The following is a 17,309-nucleotide window of genomic DNA, read 5'->3' on the forward strand; positions in this document are numbered from 1 at the left end:
CTTGGGTCTGAGAGGCGGCTAGGCGGCTGTCCGCTGTTGATTGAGAGGGTCCATATCCAGCTCTGACACGAGGCCTTCGAGCGCATCTTGGAGAGCGCTCGCCTTGGCGTCCCAGCCCTCTGTCGCAACCCGAGCACGCGCTTTGTCCGCGTCATAGCGCTGCTCATACGCGTTCCGGATGGCCTTCGCGAAAGCGCTCGGCCCCTGCGCAACGTGCACCAGATCGCGGTATTTTTCGAGTGCCGGGAAGTCAGTTGTCACAACCGGACGGCCGACGGCAAGGTACTCCTTGAGCTTGATCGGATTGCACGCTTTGATCCACTCGCTGTTGTTCCACGGCATGATCAAAACGTCCATCGCGGCCATGTAGCTGGCGATCGCATCATAGGGCCTGCGCCCGAGCAGCTTGACGTTCGGCAAATCGCACCAGCCCTCGGGAAGGGAGCACCCTCCGATCAAAGCAAACTCGAACTCCGGCAAACGACGCGCTGTGCTGACAAACAGTGGCGGATCGAAGGTGTGCGCATCGATCCCCCCGATAAATCCAACGCGCGGCCTTCTCATGAATGCGACATCAGCCGGACCCGGTGCACGCGAGCGACCGGCCGTAACGAACGTTTCCAGATCCACGCCGTGCGTCACGAGAAGCTGCCGCTTCACTTCGCCTTGCTCTTGCGCCATCAGCTCGGGATTGCAGTAAACCACAAGATCCGCCTCTGCTTTGAGCTTGGCGATCTGCGCTCCGACGATCTGCGGATCGGCTTCAGGAAAGGCCTCAAAGCGATCCGTGCGCTGGAGCACAAGCGCTGCGTGAGAAATTTCGTCAGCCAAGGTCGCACCAGCAGGGCAATGGATCCAAAGCAACGGCCGGTGAATTCCTGCCCGAGTGGCGGCGAGCTTGATTTGCGGCGCAAGAGCCCATCGCGTCAGCTTTTCGCCCGACGGCCCGGGTGCCGAAAACGGCGAAAAGACCCAGAAGTTGTCTTCGACGTGCACGAGACCCCGCGCAAGGCTCTTCAGTTTACGGCCAATGCGGCTTGCAAACTGACTTTTCTCCTTTAACGACGGCATACGGACGGCAATGGAATTCACGAATAGGACCGGACGATTCTTCGCCAGCCGCCGCATGATCTGGAAATCGAAGTGGCCGCGATTGTGGTACCACCAATCTTCCCCACCGATGCAAATGATGCCGTCGAAGCCGGTTTGCGCCTTCGTAACGTCCGCCATGTCAACTCTCGCCCTGTCTGCGCGCCACCCGCGCGAATTCGAGGGCCGATTGTGCACGAGCTCTCGTTAATCTCGCGTTAGTTTTTGCATTCGCGGACCATCGTTAATCGAGGGTTAGCATCCGCAAACTATCTTTGGGACGTCCGTTCGTTAGCTTGCGAGTTGCGTTGCCATGTGTCGCGTCGTTCCGACCACGAATATCGACCTCTCGATCATTGTCGTCAGCTACAATACCCGCGCGCTGACCGAGGCGGCCCTGACCTCAGTCCTCGCGCAAACGAAGTCCGTGCGCTACGAGGTGATCTGCGTCGACAATGCGTCGAGCGACGGCTCGGCCGACATGATCGAATTCCATCCGATCAACGCTGACCTCATCCGGCTTTCCGAGAACATCGGATTTGCGCAGGCCAACACGCTCGCAGCGCGGCGCGCCAAGGGGCGCTACATTCTTTTGCTTAATCCCGATACCGTCGTGCTTGATCGTGCCATCGACAAGCTGGTGGATTTCGCGCGCACCTATCCGACCGCCCGCATCTGGGGCGGACGAACGTTGTTCGCCGACGGACGCCTCAATCCATCGTCGTGCTGGAAGCGCATGACGCCTTGGAACCTCTTTTGCCGTGCGTCGGGACTCACCGCGATCCTTTCGCGCTTCGAGGCGTTCAACGGGGAATCGTATGGCCGCTGGCCGCGCCATCACGTCCGCGAGGTGGACATCGTATCGGGGTGCTTCTTCCTGATCGAACGCGAGTTGTGGGCTGGCCTTGGCGGATTCGATCCTATTTTCTTCATGTACGGCGAGGAAGCCGACTTGTGCCTGCGCGCCAAGGCATTCCTTGCCCAGCCGCTTGTCACACCCGGGGCAACGATCATCCATCACGGCGGGGCATCGGAGACGGCGCGCGCTGACAAGATGGTGCGCTTGCTTGCAGCAAAGGCGACGCTGATCAATCGCCATTGGTCGCGCGCAATGGCCCCCGTTGGCCGCGCACTACTCGCAGCTTGGCCCGCGTCGCGTGCGGTTGCCACAACTATGATCGCCAGCCTGACGGGTTCCGCATCGGCCAAAATGTCTTCTGCTGCCTGGCGCGAGATCTGGGCCCGGCGCGCAGAGTGGCGGCATGGATATGAAGCTCCGCGCATGGCAGAGGGAAAACTCCCTGCCCTCATCCGGCACTCACCGCGAGGCCGCGCATGAATTTGCCGACCTCAAGCCGGTCTTGTGAGCTTCCTGCGCGCGTCGTGCGGCCGGAATCCGACGCATCGACGTGTGGCGAGCCCCGCTACGCAATCGCAACTCTGGTTTCCAATCGCGCACAATACGACGACATGCGCGCCTCGTTCAAAGCGCACGGCTTTGCTGACGGGTTCAGCGAATATCTGTTTATCGACAACACCGGCTCACGCCAGACAGACGCTTATCGCGGGCTCAACGCGCTGCTCAACGCCGCGCGAGCGCCCATCGTCATCCTTTGCCACCAAGACGTGCGTCTGTTGAGCGATGGCCGCCATGCTCTGGACGAACGCCTTGCCGAGCTTACGCGCATAGACCCCGATTGGGCCGTTGCAGGCAATGCGGGCGGAGTGGCACCGGGCCAGCTGGCCCTGCGCATCTCAGATCCGCACGGGCGCGATGTCCGGGTCGGCGATCTGCCCGCGCGTGTTGCCACTCTCGATGAGAACTTCATCGTCGTGCGCCGCGATGCACGCATAGGCTTTTCCCACGACCTTTCAGGCTTTCATTTTTACGGCGCAGACATCTGCCTGCACGCATCCCAAATGGGCTACTCGACCTACGTCATTGATTTCCATCTGGAGCATCTGTCTGCAGGAAAGAAGGGCACAGACTTCGGCAGCATGGAGCTGGCATTCCAGAGCAAGTGGGACCGCGCATTATCGGCACGCTGGTTGCAGACGACCTGCGCTCTGATGCGTCTGTCGGGCGCGCCCGGCGCAAATCTCATCAGCCGCCTTACAAGCAAACCGGTTTCGAAGATCGTCCGCCGCCTACCATCGGCCCGCGGCTGGTCGCGGACACGTCAAAGCCCCGTATGAGCGCGATTACCGCACGCCACCCGGCGCCGCCCTCGCAGGATCCCACGCCCTCGCCGTTCGAAGCGAAGCCAACGGCAGCGAAAATCGGCGCGCAAGGCATATTGCTGTTTGCTGGTTTCGGCATGGGACAGCTTTTGTCTTTCGCGCGCAACGCCATCCTCGGTCACACACTCTCGCCGCGCGACTTCGGCATTGCAGCCTCGATCACACTGCTTTTGCAGTTGCTGGAAATGCTTTCCGACGTTGGGCACGACCGGTTGATCGTGCAGGCCGCCGACGGTGACCGCGACGACTTTGTGGCCACAACGCACGCGATCCTGCTCGCGCGCGGGATGACGCTCGCACTCTTGCTTTATGTGATCTCTCCCTACGCGGCCGCATTCTTTGCCGTTCCCGAGGCACAAGGGGCCTTCGCGCTGATTGCGCTCGTTCCCTTAATCAAGGGACTTATGCATATGGACTGCAGGCGCGCTCAGCGCCGTCTGGACAATCGTCCACAACTGCTCGTGGAAGTCGCTCCGCAGGCTCTGGCACTGGCTGCAACGCTGCCTGTCCTGAAACTCTATCCCGGTTTTGAAGCGGTGGTCGTGCTGTCGCTCATTCAGGCTTCTTCCAGCGTCGTGGTCGCACGCCTCTTGGCCAGAACGCCCTACCGCCTCGCGTTTTGCGAAGACGTCGTGAAGCGGCTGTTGCGGTTCGGTTGGCCGATCATGCTCAGCGCCTTGCCGCTCATCGCGGTCTATCAAGGCGACCGAGCGATCGTCGGTCATTTGGCCGGAATCGAAGCGCTTGCCGCCTACTCCGCCGCCTTCATGATCACCATGGTGCCTGGACTTGTCGCCGCGCGCGCGGGCCACGCGTTGATGCTTCCCGTCTTTGCCTCAGTTTTGCGCCAGAAGGACCAGCTGCAGCGTAGCTTCGCCACCATGGCCGAGGCCACGACCATTCTCGCTTCGGTCTACCTCGGCGTGTTCATCATCGCAGGTGGCAGTTTGCTCACCCTCGCCTTCGGCCCTTCATACCAGGGGCTGAATACCGTCGTGACCTGGCTTGCAGGGATGTGGGCAATGCGCATGTTACAAGCCGTCCCTGGCATGGCGCTCATGGCGGCTGGCGATACCAGGCCATTCCTAATTGCCGGATTGATCCGCGCATCTGTGCTGCCTTTTGTATTCTACTGCGCCGCGCATGGCGCATCCTTGAGCGAAATCGCAGCCATTGGATGCGTCGGAGAGACGTTGTCGCTGCTGTACGTAACTTTGCGCTTGGAGCGGCTCGAAAGCGGCCTCAGCCTGATTCTCTTTTCGCGTTCAGCCTTCCTGGTGCCAACAGCAATTGCCGCGCTTCTCACTGCGCAGACCTTAGGGTCCAATCCAGTTTGGGTGCTGATTTGCGCGGCCGCTATGGGGATGGCGTTGATGGCGGCCGGATCGGCCGTGATGCCGAGCATTCGGGCACTCGTTCGCCGCGCGATGGCTGCCCAGTCCCTGATCGCCGAAATCTGAAGCTTGGCTTTGTCTCAGCCTCCGCACTATGCGCGCGGGGGTTTCAAGTCGTCGCGAGTGCTGAGCCATCAGCCTTCATTGTGCGCTAAAGCACAGAGCCCTGCACCAGCCGCGGCAACGAAAGAAATGTCGGTATGTCGCAGGCTTTACCTGACGGGATGTGGGGCGGAGCGCGGCGCAATCTTGCTGGGATCCGAAAGTGCCAAGTCATAGGCGGACAACAATCGCGCACGTTCGTTTTCCCACTTGAGAAGCTGACGTGCACGAACGCTGCCTTCTTCGCTCAATGCGCCCGCGAGATCTTTGTCGTCGAAAAGGCGAGCCATTTGGGCAGCCAGAATCTTTGGATCGTTGTCGCCTGCGTAGAGCGCAGCATCACCGGAGGCCTTCTTGCCCTCGATGAGATCGAACGAGACGAACGGGATGCCGAGACTCATGTACTCAAACACCTTGTTCATCGAAATCTTGTCGTTGTAGCTGTTCTTGGGATCGGGAATGACACCGATGTCGAATGTGGAGAACGCCTTTAGCAACGACTCGCCGGAAAGAAAGCCCGTGAAGGTGATGTAGTCGGACAGTCCTTTATCGCGCGCCATCTTCTGTAGAGCCGGCAGCTCGGTGCCAGAGCCTACGATGGCGCATTGGATGTCCTGACGGCCTTTTGTGTGCACCAAATCAACCATCGCTTCGATCAACAGATCGACGCCATCCTGCGCCCCCATGATCCCGACGTAGCCTGCCAAATATTTGCGGCCGTTCTTGAGATCGACGTTGGGCTCCACGCGCTTGAAGCGTTTCAGGTCAGGCACGGAACGCACAATAAACACGCGGTCCGCGCTCATGCCACCACGCGAAATCGCGATCTCCTTGAATGTCTGGTTGGTGGCGATCGAAACGTCAGCCGTCTTGAACGTCAGCCGCTCCAACCACAACAGCAGCTTATGGAATTTGCCGGTCTTGTTGAATTTGGCTTCGAACAGTTCCGGGTTGATGTCGTGATGATCGAAGACGAAGCGCTTGCCGAACAGGTACTTCCAGAAACCGGCGATCAGAAAGAGCAAATCGGGCGGGTTGCACGCCTGAACGACATCGAACCCGACCCTCCAATAAGCCTTCACCGACAAAGCGAATTCCCACGCCAGCGCCCATGAGTATTCGAGCGCATAGCCCAGCGCACCGTCGGCCTCGATGGGCAACGGATGGCGGAAGATGTGGATGCCTTCGAGAACTTCATAAGGTTGCGTGTACTTGCCGCCCTTGGGGCAAACGACCGACACGGTGTAGCCCGCTTCCTGGAGCGTACGCGCCTCTTGCCATACACGACGGTCGAGAGGAACCGTCAGGTTCTCCACGATGATGAGAATGCCTGCCTTACGCGACACAGACTGAACTCCACCCACAATTTCCTATCCCCTGAGGTGTGAGTTTGCCTGTGACAGGTAAACGAACCTTGCCAAACAAAGATCAACAATACCAATGATTTGTATCAATTCGAGACAGTGCGCTGCCTTGCATTGCGCTCAGATATCTGAGATAAAGGAAAGTATTGATAAAGTCTTAATCCGGTCGTTCCAGTTTGAGGTAACGCGTACCGTGTTCAAGTTTTCAAAGCTCATTCCCCAACGCCCGCAGATCGACCTGGAAACGATACGCGAGACGCTTCTTTATATTGAGAGCGATTGCGAGGGTTGCGAAGGTCTAGAGCGTGTTGCGGCCGCAATTGCTCAAACGATCCGCGAAATCGATCAAGTGAGCGCCGCCGGCAAACAGCGCGGGAAGACTGAAGTAGTCTCAACCACCTTCATGCCTGCCGGACTGTAAGCGAAGAATTCCAGGAGGACCAAACCAAAAGCGGCGGGCTATGTACCCGCCGCTTTCAGTTTGTGCGATTGGGGGACCGCTAGAACTTCATCTTTACGCCGCCGTAGATGGCGAAGGGTTGCGCTGGCGTGATGCTGCGCGGATCCGTCAGCGTCAGGCCCTGAGGCTCAGCCGCTTCGGTTGCTTCAGCCGTGTCGTAGAACGTTCCGAACAAACCGTAACGGCGATCGAACGCATTCTTGATCAAACCATAGATCTGCACATTCTCGCTGACATCATAAGACGTGTTGAGATCGACGCGGGTGTAACCTGCCAGCTTGGCATTGTTGTTGGCTTCGTCACCGAAGAAATACTGGCCTGAGACCGCGACAAGATCCGAGCCGAACTTCCATTGTGGCGTGAGCCAATATTGGAAGCCTGCCTTGAAGCGATTTTTCGGAATGCCGGGCAAGTTGTCACCTGCGCTCACGAAGTTGCAATTGACGTCATCGTCTTCGTCGGTGCCGGGGCACGGCTCAGCGCCTGGCGTGTTTGGCGCCGGGAGGATCAGGTTGGTCTCGAAAGTCGCGTCCACGTAGGCATACGATGCGTAGGCCGAGAACCGCTCGTTCTGATAACCGACGGCCGCCTCGACGCCCTGACGCAGCGTATCGCCCGCATTTAGGAAGTAACCCCGGCCGGTCGTGGTTGCAGCGACGTTCAAGATGTCATCGGTATTCAAAGTATGGAAGTAGCCCAGGCTCCAAGTCAGCCGCTGCCCATCCCATGACTTGTGTTCGCCGCGCAGGCCCGCTTCCCAGGTTCTCGAAACAACCTGATTCAAAGGCGGGTCGTCGGTCAGGAAGCTTTCGATCAGACACGGGTTTTCTGGTTCTGCGCAACCAAGTTCGGCAGCAGTCGGCGCTCGATTGGCTTCCGAATAGCTTCCATAGACCGAGACGCCGTAGCCGAGTTTGTACGTCGCGCCCGCCATCGGATTGAAGCGGTCGTACTTGTTGGTGGTGTTCAGCTCCGGGAAGTCCCCGGTCAGATCGGTGAGCTTGATGGTCGCGTTATTGTAGCGTCCGCCCACTGTCACTGCGAGAGCGTCGGTAACATCAAGGGTGTTGGAGAAATAAATACCGTAATAATCGTTCTCTGAAGTCAGATCACGCGGCAGCAGATCGTCAGGCCCCCCGACGACAATCCCCGAACCGGTGACAACGAAGCGGTCTCCCACAGTCCCCAATTCAGACGATGTCTGGTAGCTCACCTTGCCGTGATCGTAGCTGACGCCGACGAGGAATTGATTGGGCCGGTCAAAAATCCGGGCCCTCTCCACGAGCTGTGCGCTGCCGCCATAACTTTCCGCGTCCTGCGTAATGCGCTCGAGTGACCCGAGAGGACTCGACACGTCATCCTCTGTGACGAAGTTCCCGTTGCTGTCCGTGACACGTTCTTCGGGAGCATCATCGCCGGGCAAGCACAGGAAACCAGCGTTGGCGGGATCCTCGCATTCGCCGACTTCGGTCAAATTTCCGTCGAGCACATTCTGCTTGAACTTACGATAGTAGGTCAGGCCCGAGAACGACAGCGTATCGGTCACCTGCACACTGCCGCGAAGCGAGGGCATCAGCACTTCGTATTCCGTGTCCTGCGGACTGGTGAAGGTGCGACTCCAATCCATAGCAAGCAGCTCTACCGGCGCGGCCGTCACGACACCGGCGTCACTCTTTGCGCCGTTGAAGCTGAAATGCAGCTCCGCTACGTCGTTCTTGAAGCCGAGGTCGGTGTACATGCGCTTGATCTGCGCCTCCGAGAAGTCTCGGAAACCATCCTCGGCAAGATACTCGCCAGCCGCGTAAGCGGAGAAGTTGCCACTGCGGGCACCCGCTTCAGCTGAGATCTGGCGGCGGCCGAAGGAGCCACCCATCACGTCGATCGTAGCGCCCTGGTACTGGAACCCATCCTTCATGGTGATGGAGATTGCGCCGCCGATGGCGTTCAAACCAAACACGGGGTTGGCGCCGACAACTGCGATGTCGCTGATAGCAATCGCTGGCAGCGCGTCGAGGTTGACCGTGTCGCCGAACGCTTCGTTGATACGAATACCGTTCATATAGACCGCAAGGGCCTGCGAGCGTCCGCCGATGGGCGAGGCGTCAAAGCCGCGATAAGAAACGTCGGTGCGGAAGCTGCTGCCCGCAGTGTCAGACAGGATAATGCCGGGCACCTGCTGCTGAAGCGTGTTTTGGACCTGACCGGACCCTTCACGCATGATCTGCGCGCCTGAAATTGTGCTGACCGCGCCGGGCACCTTCTCAAGCGGAATTTCGCTGCCGGCCAACGGCGACATCTTTACCGGCGTATTCTCCGGCGACGGGCCCCCCGCAGGTGTCGGCAACGTAACTTGTTGAGGCGCCTCTTCCTGAGCAACGACGGGTGACGGCGGCGGCGATGCCGGGGCAGCAGCAGGCTTCGGTTTGGCTTTGGGCTGAGGCGCGGCCGCGACCGGGGTTGGCGCCGGCTTCTTCTTGGTGACGATCTCCGGCGGCTTTTCCTCAGGCGGTTTGGTTTCCGGGTTCGGCTGCGTCTGAATGATCTCTACTTCGGGCAATTGCTGCGTATTCCCGTTTGCAGCCGGTGCGGGGGTTCCTTGAGCCGCATCGCCTGTGGGAGGAGTCGATGGCGGCGTCTGTGCGGTGGGAGCCGACGGAGCCTCTGGAGCTGGAGCCGGAGTTTCAGTTGGAGCTGGCGGCGCTACTTCGCTAGTGGGCGGCGGCGTCTCTTGCGTGCCTTGCGCAAAGGCCCCAGGCGCCGCAGCCAGCAACGCGATCGTTGCGCCCGCAAGCATCCATGACATATTGCGCGCTTTCATTCCCAAATCCCCCAGACAATCCCCCGTCGACCTGAAATCCCCCCGGATCTGCAGTGGTCGCGAGTCGAATAAATCTGAATTCAATCAGCCTGCGTGGGACGATTGGGTCAAGCTGGTAACATTTCCCAAAAGACCGCTTGAAAGGCTTATGCAGGCCAGTGTTGCCCCCCTGCACCGGACAGCAGGAGTTTCGCGAAACGATTTCCGGAACTTGCGCCGTTTACGACCAGGAAAATATCTCGCTGCGCTGCACCGCAGCAGGAAATGCTCAGGGTCGCGGCAGCAACTTGATTCTTACTGAAAAAAAGCCATCGACCAGTTGCGGGTGCCGCCGCTATAACATCACGCGGAATTGCACGAAATTGCCCTGGTGCTGTCTCCTCAGGAACTCCAAATGTTTGTTATTGAGGCGACATTGGGTGCGGAAATTGAGCAAGACCACAAGTCGAGTGCAATAGAGCGCACGGCAGATAAATCTGCAGCGGTAAGTGTCAAAGAAATAAAGTGAGTCTCAGAGTGTCAAAAAAAGCCTCAATTCAAAGCCGTACCCTGGCCTGCGCAGCTCTCACATCTGCCCTCCTCGCGACCTCGGCAATCGCAGCCGGAACCGACAGCACGCCGGCAGCGGCACCTCAGAGCGACATTGCTCTCGAACTCAACAAGCTTGAGCCCTACGACAAGGGCTGTCGCGCTTTCATCGTCGTCAACAACACGACGGACGTGACCTACCAGAGCTTCAAGCTCGATGTGGTCCTCTTCCAGAGCGACGGCGTGATCGGCCGGCGATTCGCGCTCGATCTTGCACCGCTCAAGCCCAAGAAACGCACCGTCAAGTTGTTCGAACTCGATGGTCAGGGCTGCGACAAGATCGGGTCGTTGCTGATCAACGATGTGATGGAATGCAAAGCGGACTCCGGCGCCCAAGATGACTGCTTGCAGAAAATGACAACCTCGTCGCTCACCAGTGTCCAGATTTCGAAGTAAGGAACGACCGAATTGGAACAGAACGTTGCGGCTGCCGCCCACGACTTTTCGCTCTATGGCATGTTCATGGGCGCCGACCCGATCGTGAAGGGGGTCATGCTTATCCTTGCCCTTGCCTCGGTCATCTGTTGGGCCATCATTCTTGAAAAGATGGTGCGCATGTTCATGCTTCGCCGTGACTTGCGTGCGATGGAACAGTTCGCCAAATCTCCCTCAAACGTCGCCGAAACGCGCGGTTTGACCCGCACCCTGCTCGGCGCCGCCGAGAGCGAAGCGGTCGAAGGCGCCTCACGTGGCGAAGACCGCAGCGACGTCCGCGCCCGCCTGGAGCGCGCAATGCGAACCGCGCTTAAGACGCAACTTCAACGTATCGAAGCAGGTCTGCCGTTCCTTGCGACTGTGGGATCCGCTGCCCCGTTCGTCGGCTTGTTCGGCACCGTTTGGGGCATCATGAATTCATTCACGGCTATTGCTCATGCGCAGGACACAAGCCTTGCGACCGTGGCACCGGGCATCGCCGAAGCGTTGTTTGCCACCGCGCTAGGTCTGGCCGCCGCCATTCCCGCAGTCATGGCCTATAACCACTATGCCGTGAAACTTGGTCGCGCGGCGGCACGCGCGGGTGATGCGATCGTCGAGATCGCCCGGCAGATCTCGCGGCCCGCCGATTTAGGTCCGGTCAAAGCGTCCGTTGAACCCTTGCGCGCAGGGATGGCCCACTGATGGGTATGGCAGCACAAACCACATCCTCGGATTCTGAAGAGGGTGGCTATCGGCCGATGGCCGAGATCAACATCACACCCATGGTCGATGTGATGCTGGTTCTGCTCATCATCTTCATGGTTGCCGCTCCTTTGATGGTGTCCGGTGTTCCGGTGCAATTGCCGAAGACGTCGGCGGCCAAGGTCGCGCCAACGCGAAAGCCCATGGTCGTGACGATGACCGGCGACGGCCGCCTCCAGATTCGTAACGATTTCGTCTCGCGTGACCAGCTCATTCCTCGACTTGCCGCCATCAAGGCGGAAGAAGGCGATGGCATCGTCTACGTGCGCGCAGACAGCAAACTTGCCTATGGCGAAGTGATGCAGATCCTCGGCGAGGTCGGCCAGTCCGGCTTCTCTCGGGTGTCTCTTCTCTCCAACCGCCTTCAGGCTCAGCCGGCTCCGGCGGGGCAGAACTAAAGGCAACACGACTTTATTATGAACCTCATTCGCGCCACCGCTGTTGCTATATCGGCCCTCGTTCACGCATCGTTGGGATACAGCTTTGCGCAACATGAGCCCTCGCCGACTGTCGTCTCGTTCGAAAAAGGTGAGGGCGAGGATGTTCTGACCGTCGAGCAGGGCATCGCGATTGAGGGCCTCGCCAAACTCGGCAACGATATGGAGACGATCGAGACCGCCGAGGTGACGCCTGTCGACCCGGTCACACCGCCGCCACCTATCGAAGAGGTCAAGCCGGTCGACGAACTATCGGAAGCGATCACGTCTGAGCAGAGCAAGGTCGAAGACAACATCGTCAAACTCGACGAACCGCCTCCACCCGAAGCGCAGCAGGAAAAGCCACCCGAGCAGGTTCAGCCCGTACAGCAGCCGCAGCAGGTCGCAATCCTTTCGGAACAAAGCTCAGGCGAGGCCAAGGTCGCTGGCGATGCGACGGCGCGCATGGAATACCTCGGCAAGCTTCGCAACGTGCTCGAACGAGCCAAAGTGAACCCGCGCTCGCGCCAGGCAGGCACCGTCGTCGTCAAATTCAAGATCGGAACCGACGGCCAATTGATGTCGCGCGAGATCACGACGAGTTCAGGCTCGAAGGTCCTCGACGATGCCGCGCTGGCCGCGCTCGACCGCGCAGCCCCCTTCCCCTCCATGCCGGCGGAAGTTGCTGATGAACCTCTCGTCGTGTCCGTTCCGTTTAAGTTCATCACGCGCTGACGCTTGAGAACGCCGAAGACACGAACGACCGCGATCCCCCTCCTGTGACGCAGTAAATTTGGCTGACAGCCCCCTGTCGCCGAGCAGCGGCCGATATGCAACACCTATCTAAAAACATATAATCCTGGCAAAAAGTGTTCTTGCGTCCCTGAAATTCCGCCTGCCCGCAGACGCTCTTCGGACACTAATTAACCATGCATTAGCTGACGGCCGATAGGCTCAGTTCAAACAAATTGCGCGGCGTGGCAGCGGAACGTCCATGATCAACGGGGCCTTCGGAAACTCAAAGACCAACTCACTGATGAGCGAATATTCCTCGCTCCTCGGCGATGCCGTCTTGCGCCATCGCGCCCGCATCGCCGAGCACTCTGCCCGTATCGAGGCCGAACTAGCCAGCAAAGTCAAAAGCGAGTTCATAGCCAATATGAGCCACGAGCTCAGGACGCCGCTGAACACGATCATCGGCTTCTCTAGGCTTTTGTCGGAACACGATAAACGCACGCTGCCAAATAATGAGATCGTGGAGTACGCAACGCTGATCAACGACGCGGCAGGCCACCTGCTGTCGGTAATCAACGACATTCTCGACATCTCCAAGATCCAAAGCGGCCGCTATACCCTCGACAGCAGCGAGATTAGCGTCGACGAGATCATTCAGAACTCGATCACGACCTTCCGTCTGATGGCGAGCGAAGCCGGAGTGACGCTCATTCCAGTTGTCGCCGTCGACCTTCCCACGGTTCGGGGCGATCCGGTCAAGTTGCGGCAGATCTTCACCAACCTCATTTCGAACGCCATCAAGTTCACGCCGCGCGGCGGCAGCGTTACCATCGAAGCGCTCCGCGCGAACCACGGTGGCGTAGGATTACTCATTCGAGACACCGGCGTCGGCATGAGCCCGGAAGAAATCTCGGTGGCATTAACCCCCTTCGGCCAAGTCGATGGCAGCCGCTCGCGCTGGCGAGAAGGCACCGGCCTGGGCCTGCCGATCGCAAAGGCACTCGTAGAGCTTCACGGCGGGACGATCGAAATTCGCTCCGAAAAGGGGCAAGGAACCGAGGTCGCCATCACACTTCCTTCCCGTAACAGCGTCGTGGCCGTCTCCGACAGTCAATTCTCACCCGATCAACACTTCTAGTCGCAGGTTTGCGCCGTCCTTAGGAACTTGAGGTAATGCAGTCTTCTTCTCCGACCACAGTGAAGGGCTCCCTTCCCGTGCGTGACGCCTCCATCGGCCGTATCGTCTCCGTCACCGGCTCGAAGGCCATCGTCCTTCTGGACGGCCAGCAAGACGGGCGGCCGCGTTCGCTCAATGACCGCCCCGAAATGGGCACCCTGTTGGCGATCGACACGGCAAACACGATCGTGTTCGCAATCGTCTCGGCGCTCAGCGTTCCGGTTCCGGCGCAGCGCGAAGGCGACGCCGAAATCTGGATTGCAGAATTGGGCCTCGTCGGCGAGCTGTGGAAGAACAGCGAAAACAGTCAGACCAGCTTCAATCGCGGCGTCACCATCTATCCTGCTCTTGGCGACCGCGTGCGCGTGGCTTCCAAGGCGGAGCTGGAGACTGCCTTCTGCGGCGACACCGAACGTTCCGTCCGCGTGGGCTGTATTCGTCAGGATGCCTCGATCCCTGCCATGGTCCGGGTCGACGACCTGCTTGGCAAGCACTTCGCTATTCTTGGCACGACGGGTACCGGCAAATCCTGCACGACGGCGCTTGTTCTGCGCTCGATCTTGAGCAAGAACCCGGCCGCCCACATCGTCTTGCTTGATCCGCACAACGAATACGCAACTGCCTTTGGCGATTGGGCTGAAGTCATCTCACCCCGCAATATGCAGCTGCCGTTCTGGCTGTTGAACTTTGAAGAGATCGTCGAAGTCTTAATCGGCGATACCGAGCGCAAAGCCGAGATCGAGATCCTGCAAGAACTCATCCCGATCGCCAAGAGCCGCTACTCGTCCGGCCGCACCCAAGATAGCAACAAGATCCGCCGTGGCGTGCTCGACACAGGACGCTATACCGTTGATACGCCCGTTCCCTACCGCATCTCGGATCTGACCGGTCTGATCGACGAGCGCATGGGCAAGCTGGAAAACAAGCGCGACCTCGCACCCTATCGCCAGCTCAAATCCTGCATCGACACCATTTCGCAGGATGGCCGTTATGGCTTCATGTTCGGCTCGCTCACCGTTTACGACGGTATGACCCAGGTGTTGGGCCGCATCTTCCGCGTTCCCGTCAACCACAAGCCGATCACCATTCTCGAACTGACCGGCCTGCCCACCGAGATCGTCAATGTCGTCGTATCGGTATTGTGCCGGATGACGTTCGACTTCGCATTGTGGAGCGAAGGACAGGTTCCCGTCACCCTGGTGTGCGAGGAAGCGCATCGGTATGTTCCGGTGAATTCAACTCTGGGCTTTGAACCCTGTAAGCGGGCCATCGCTAAGATCGCCAAGGAAGGCCGCAAGTACGGCGCCTCGCTTTGCATCGTCACGCAGAGACCGGCCGAGATCGATCCGACCATTCTGTCTCAGTGCAACACTGTTTTTGCCCTGCGCATGTCGAACGACAAGGACCAGGCGATCGTGCAGTCGGCCGTCGCCGACACCGGTTCGGGCTTGCTTGAGTTCTTGCCCTCCTTAGGTCAGCGCGAAGCCATCGCTTTCGGCGACGGCATGTCCCTGCCCGTGCGCATCAAGTTCGACGAACTCCCCAAGAACGCCCTGCCGCGGTCTTCCACAGCGCGCTTCTCCGAGAAGTGGCAGAAGTCGCTCGGCGACGAAGGCTTCCTGGAACAAGTGGTCGACCGCTGGCGTGCTTCCGGAATGGGTACCGGGGGAGACCTGTCGTCTCAGATGGCCATGATGGCCGACGCTATGGAGATCAATCATAGCCACGGTGACGATGCAGAGTCTGAAGCGCAAGGACACGCTCAGCCAAACGGCTTTGGCGGCGGCAGCGCCTACGATAGCCCAGCATCGCCAGCCACTGCGCAGCCCGGACATGGAAGCCCAAATACATTCGGGCGTTCTTCTGGACTAGCCCGCCGGGACCTGAGTGCCGGCCAATCGGCTCAGGGCTCAAGCCCTTATGCCAGCCGCGCTAATACTGGCGCGGAGCGCCGGGTTGCATCATCACAGCAGCCCATTGAACCAGCCGTGGCATCCGGCGCGGGCAATGGTGGCTCGCTGCGCTCCCTTCGCGAGCGCCTGATGCGAAACCAAACCTGAGCTTGCTTTGATAACCATCTGCCGATCAAAGGTAAATCGTTCGGCACTTGCTCAGCCTCGGCCCATCGGGCCGGGGCTTGTCTTTATCCGGTCGCCATCTGACGTTAACGCACTCGCCGTGAGACAAATCAGGCAAGTTCCATATTTGCAATTGCCCGAATGTTGTCAGCACGCCAAATTACCCTGACGATCTCACGTTAGAAATCAATGAGGTTGGGGCCGCATGAGCACCATTTTCCCCGTCATTCTGTCGGGCGGTTCGGGAACCCGTTTATGGCCGTTGTCGCGCGCCATGTACCCCAAGCAATTCATCCGGTTCTTCGACGGACAGAACGCAAGCTTCCTCGGAGCAACGCTCCAGCGGCTGAAGACCGACGCGGGCTTCGCGCCACCGATCCTGCTATGCAATAACGATCACCGCTTTCTGGTTCAGGAAGAAGTTGATCGCGCCGGGATCAAACCACGCGCCATCATTCTGGAACCCATCGCTCGCAATACGGCGCCAGCGATTGCCGTTGCGGCACTTGCAGCTTTGCGAGAGAACCCCGCAGCCGTGCTCGTCGTCATGCCGTCTGACCATGTGGTCCGCGACGAGGCGCGTTTTGTCGAAGGCATCCGCCGCGCCGCCAAGGTCGCCGCTACGGGGCGGCTTGTTTTGTTTGGCATCAAGCCGAGCGAACCACACACGGGCTATGGGTACATCCGCCAAGGTGCTCCGCTGGAAGGATTCAACGGTGGCGCTTATACGGTCGAGGCGTTCTACGAAAAGCCTGACAAGCAAACAGCCGAGCTCTATGTCGCGAGCGGCGACTACTTTTGGAACAGCGGAATCTTCGTTCTAAGCGCGCGGACATACCTTGAAGAAGTCGCACGCCTTGAGCCGCAGATTCTCGAGGCTGCGCGCGCGGCATTGGCACGAGCGTCCGACGATCTGGGCTTTGTGCGCCTTGACAAGGATTCTTTCGCAGCATCGCCAAATATCTCCATCGACTATGCGATCATGGAGAAAACCACCTCCGCTGCCATGCTTTCGCTCGACGTTGGCTGGAACGACGTCGGCTCTTGGAGTTCGCTGTGGGACATCGCGCCCCGCGATGAGAAGGGCAACTACATCCACGGCGAGGCTGTGCTCGAAGATACCGCGGGCTGCTATGTCCATTCAGAAAAATCGATCGTATCGACGATAGGACTTAAGGATCTCGTCATCGTCGATACGCCAGATGCGCTGCTGGTTGCCGACAAAAACCGCACGCAGGATGTCTCGAAGATCGTCCAGCGCCTGAAGACGTCAAACCGCAAAGAGCAAGAGCAGCATCTGCGGAATTATCGCCCGTGGGGCTACTTCGAGACGCTGAACATCGGGCCGCGCTTCCAGGTCAAGCTGCTGCACGTCAAGCCTGGAGGCAAGCTCTCCATGCAGATGCACCATCATCGCTCGGAACACTGGATCGTGGTTCAAGGCACCGCCAAAGTCGTCATCGGCGAAGTCGAGAGGCTCGTTCGTGAGAACGAAAGCGTCTACATCTTCGCCACGCAATGGCACCGGCTGGAGAACCCCGGCAAGGTGCCGGTCGAAATCATCGAGGTGCAGATCGGCTCCTACCTCGGCGAAGATGACATTCTGCGGACCGACGACATCTATCACCGGGCCCCGGAAGAGACGAAATAGCCACGAGCCTATCACTT

The 17,309-nt window shown here is 59.2% G+C and carries 14 protein-coding genes; 11 read left to right on the plus strand and 3 right to left on the minus strand.

The features are described 5' to 3' along the window. Window positions 1–18 precede the first annotated feature (18 nt). Entirely contained in the window at window positions 19–1,230 is a 1,212-nt protein-coding gene (locus R3D51_01565; protein ID MEZ5898158.1) for a glycosyltransferase, read from the minus strand. A 172-nt stretch (window positions 1,231–1,402) separates the two neighbouring features. Here R3D51_01565 and R3D51_01570 point away from each other — a divergent pair, with 172 nt between their 5' ends. Genes R3D51_01570 through R3D51_01580 form a run of 3 tightly spaced genes read left to right on the plus strand, consistent with a single transcriptional unit; the run spans window position 1,403 to window position 4,790 of the window. Continuing rightward, a complete protein-coding gene (locus R3D51_01570; protein MEZ5898159.1) occupies window positions 1,403–2,428 on the plus strand; it encodes a glycosyltransferase family 2 protein in 1,026 nt (341 codons plus the stop codon). Continuing rightward, complete coding sequence (locus R3D51_01575) at window positions 2,425–3,285, plus strand: hypothetical protein (protein MEZ5898160.1); 861 nt, start codon at window positions 2,425–2,427, stop codon at window positions 3,283–3,285. Before R3D51_01570 ends, R3D51_01575 begins: the two co-directional genes overlap by 4 nt. Continuing rightward, complete coding sequence (locus R3D51_01580; GenBank protein MEZ5898161.1) at window positions 3,282–4,790, plus strand: oligosaccharide flippase family protein; 1,509 nt, start codon at window positions 3,282–3,284, stop codon at window positions 4,788–4,790. Before R3D51_01575 ends, R3D51_01580 begins: the two co-directional genes overlap by 4 nt. A 146-nt stretch (window positions 4,791–4,936) precedes the next feature. Here the strand turns inward: R3D51_01580 and R3D51_01585 are convergent, their stop codons facing one another. Beyond that, window positions 4,937–6,172: a glycosyltransferase family 4 protein gene (locus R3D51_01585; GenBank protein ID MEZ5898162.1), complete on the minus strand. Its 1,236-nt coding sequence runs from the start codon at window positions 6,170–6,172 to the stop codon at window positions 4,937–4,939. A gap of 211 nt (window positions 6,173–6,383) precedes the next feature. On the opposite strand from R3D51_01585, the gene R3D51_01590 reads away from it, so the two are divergent. Continuing rightward, window positions 6,384–6,611 (plus strand): hypothetical protein, encoded by a 228-nt coding sequence (locus R3D51_01590; GenBank protein MEZ5898163.1) that lies wholly within the window; start codon window positions 6,384–6,386, stop codon window positions 6,609–6,611. 79 nt (window positions 6,612–6,690) lie between these two features. On the opposite strand, the gene R3D51_01595 is transcribed toward R3D51_01590, so the two are convergent. Further along, entirely contained in the window at window positions 6,691–9,468 is a 2,778-nt protein-coding gene (locus R3D51_01595) for a TonB-dependent receptor (GenBank protein ID MEZ5898164.1), read from the minus strand. A gap of 516 nt (window positions 9,469–9,984) precedes the next feature. Between R3D51_01595 and R3D51_01600 the strand changes: the two genes are divergently transcribed. The 7 genes from R3D51_01600 to R3D51_01630 all read left to right on the plus strand — a co-directional run bounded on the left by R3D51_01600 (window position 9,985) and on the right by R3D51_01630 (window position 17,292). Further along, entirely contained in the window at window positions 9,985–10,452 is a 468-nt protein-coding gene (locus R3D51_01600; protein ID MEZ5898165.1) for a hypothetical protein, read from the plus strand. A 12-nt stretch (window positions 10,453–10,464) separates the two neighbouring features. Then, window positions 10,465–11,175 (plus strand): MotA/TolQ/ExbB proton channel family protein, encoded by a 711-nt coding sequence (locus tag R3D51_01605; GenBank protein MEZ5898166.1) that lies wholly within the window; start codon window positions 10,465–10,467, stop codon window positions 11,173–11,175. Further along, complete coding sequence (locus tag R3D51_01610) at window positions 11,175–11,633, plus strand: ExbD/TolR family protein (protein ID MEZ5898167.1); 459 nt, start codon at window positions 11,175–11,177, stop codon at window positions 11,631–11,633. Before R3D51_01605 ends, R3D51_01610 begins: the two co-directional genes overlap by 1 nt. An 18-nt stretch (window positions 11,634–11,651) precedes the next feature. Then, entirely contained in the window at window positions 11,652–12,386 is a 735-nt protein-coding gene (locus tag R3D51_01615) for a TonB family protein (protein ID MEZ5898168.1), read from the plus strand. 259 nt (window positions 12,387–12,645) lie between these two features. Next, entirely contained in the window at window positions 12,646–13,524 is an 879-nt protein-coding gene (locus R3D51_01620; GenBank protein ID MEZ5898169.1) for a HAMP domain-containing sensor histidine kinase, read from the plus strand. Between the two features lie 35 nt (window positions 13,525–13,559). Continuing rightward, a complete protein-coding gene (locus R3D51_01625; protein MEZ5898170.1) occupies window positions 13,560–15,623 on the plus strand; it encodes a DUF87 domain-containing protein in 2,064 nt (687 codons plus the stop codon). 223 nt (window positions 15,624–15,846) lie between these two features. Next, the gene (locus R3D51_01630; protein ID MEZ5898171.1) at window positions 15,847–17,292 is read left to right on the plus strand and encodes a mannose-1-phosphate guanylyltransferase/mannose-6-phosphate isomerase; all 1,446 of its coding nucleotides are present in this window, start codon (window positions 15,847–15,849) and stop codon (window positions 17,290–17,292) included. The last annotated feature ends 17 nt before the right edge of the window (window positions 17,293–17,309 follow it).

This window comes from Hyphomicrobiaceae bacterium (assembly GCA_041397645.1).
GTDB lineage: Bacteria > Pseudomonadota > Alphaproteobacteria > Rhizobiales > Hyphomicrobiaceae > Hyphomicrobium_B.

Coding starts and splice junctions, on each gene's coding strand:
- R3D51_01565 (MEZ5898158.1), bottom strand. CDS start 1,230: ATGGCGGACGTTACGAAGGCGCAAACCGGCTTCGACGGCATCATTTGC.
- R3D51_01570 (MEZ5898159.1), top strand. CDS start 1,403: ATGTGTCGCGTCGTTCCGACCACGAATATCGACCTCTCGATCATTGTC.
- R3D51_01575 (MEZ5898160.1), top strand. CDS start 2,425: ATGAATTTGCCGACCTCAAGCCGGTCTTGTGAGCTTCCTGCGCGCGTC.
- R3D51_01580 (MEZ5898161.1), top strand. CDS start 3,282: ATGAGCGCGATTACCGCACGCCACCCGGCGCCGCCCTCGCAGGATCCC.
- R3D51_01595 (MEZ5898164.1), bottom strand. CDS start 9,468: ATGAAAGCGCGCAATATGTCATGGATGCTTGCGGGCGCAACGATCGCG.
- R3D51_01610 (MEZ5898167.1), top strand. CDS start 11,175: ATGGGTATGGCAGCACAAACCACATCCTCGGATTCTGAAGAGGGTGGC.
- R3D51_01615 (MEZ5898168.1), top strand. CDS start 11,652: ATGAACCTCATTCGCGCCACCGCTGTTGCTATATCGGCCCTCGTTCAC.
- R3D51_01620 (MEZ5898169.1), top strand. CDS start 12,646: ATGATCAACGGGGCCTTCGGAAACTCAAAGACCAACTCACTGATGAGC.
- R3D51_01625 (MEZ5898170.1), top strand. CDS start 13,560: ATGCAGTCTTCTTCTCCGACCACAGTGAAGGGCTCCCTTCCCGTGCGT.
- R3D51_01630 (MEZ5898171.1), top strand. CDS start 15,847: ATGAGCACCATTTTCCCCGTCATTCTGTCGGGCGGTTCGGGAACCCGT.